This window comes from Priestia sp. P5_B4 (assembly GCF_056400385.1).
Window position 1 is genome coordinate 1 of the sequence record NZ_JBFULJ010001027.1, and the last position, 1243, is coordinate 1243.

Here is a 1243-nt window from a genome sequence, read left to right on the forward strand (position 1 = left end):
TTTCAGGGCTTGTTCGGATGCAGATGATTCAAGAAGCGAGGCATACAATTGATATTGCATACTTTTCCATCGGTAAAGGCCGTTCTTCGCATTTACTTATGGGCGCTTTGTTCGAAGCTGCGGACCGAGGTATACGTATTCGCGTGTTGTTAGATGGGATCGCTCATGGGTTAAAAGGCAAGAGGAAAAATGTTCTTTATGCTCTAGCTTTCCACAATAATATTGAATTAAAGTACTATGAGCCCTTTACTATTTTTAAACCTTGGACATGGCATAACCGTCTTCACGATAAAATAATAGTAGTCGATGGCCAATTAGGTATTATTGGAGGAAGAAATATTGGAGATAAATACTTGGCTAGTCAACCAAATAAAAATTTTGTCTATGACCGTGATGTACTGATTTATAACACAAAGCAAGAAAGTCATAGTGTCATTCTCTCAATGGAGAAGTATATAGAAAAATTATGGAATCATCCGTATACACGAAAAGCTTTTCCAAAGCCCAAGAAAACTAAACAATTTCGCGGTCTTTCAGGAAAAAAATTATTGATAGATCAATACGAAGAGGCCAAAAAAGTAAACGAACCTTTTGTCCATCCTTATATTGTATGGAGAGAAGCAACGATGCCTACAAGAAAGATTTCTTTTATTACAAATCCTATTCAACGAATGAATAAAAGCCCTTTTATATGGAAAACATTTATTAAGCTCTCCCAGCAAGCTGAAAAATCCATTGTTGTTCAAAGCCCTTATATCGTACCAACAAAAGAAATGGAACAGTATATAGATAAGCAAATAAAACCAAAAGTGCAAAGAATTATTTTAACTAATTCTATTACATCCACTCCAAATGCTATGGCTTTTTCTGCATACTTGGGAGTGAAGAATCGCGTTATAAAAGCTGGTTCGAAGCTTTATGAATATCAAAAGCCCTATTCAATTCACGGGAAATCTGTTGTTTATGATCAGCGTTTAAGTGCAGTTGGTTCTTTTAACTTAGATTCACGCTCTGCATTTTTAAATACTGAATCTATGGTTATGATAGATAGTGAAGAATTTGCAGCCGAGTTAACAGGAGCTATTGAAACTAAAATTTCTCACAGTATGCTCGTGGGAAATGAGGGAGAACCTGTGGATGTTAATGCGGATTCTCAAAAAAACGTGCCTCCCGTAAAATCTGCACTCCTACATATTCTTTCGGTCTTTACACGATTTTGGAGACATTTTGTATAGTACTGTGT

The 1243-nt window shown here is 36.0% G+C and carries 1 protein-coding gene; it reads left to right on the forward strand.

All coding sequences use genetic code 11. From position 1 onward, the window contains the following. On the forward strand, positions 1 to 1235 hold a 1235-nt coding region (locus AC1DRF_RS28480; RefSeq protein ID WP_477742370.1), incomplete at its 5' end, for a phospholipase D-like domain-containing protein. Positions 1236 to 1243 lie beyond the last annotated feature (8 nt).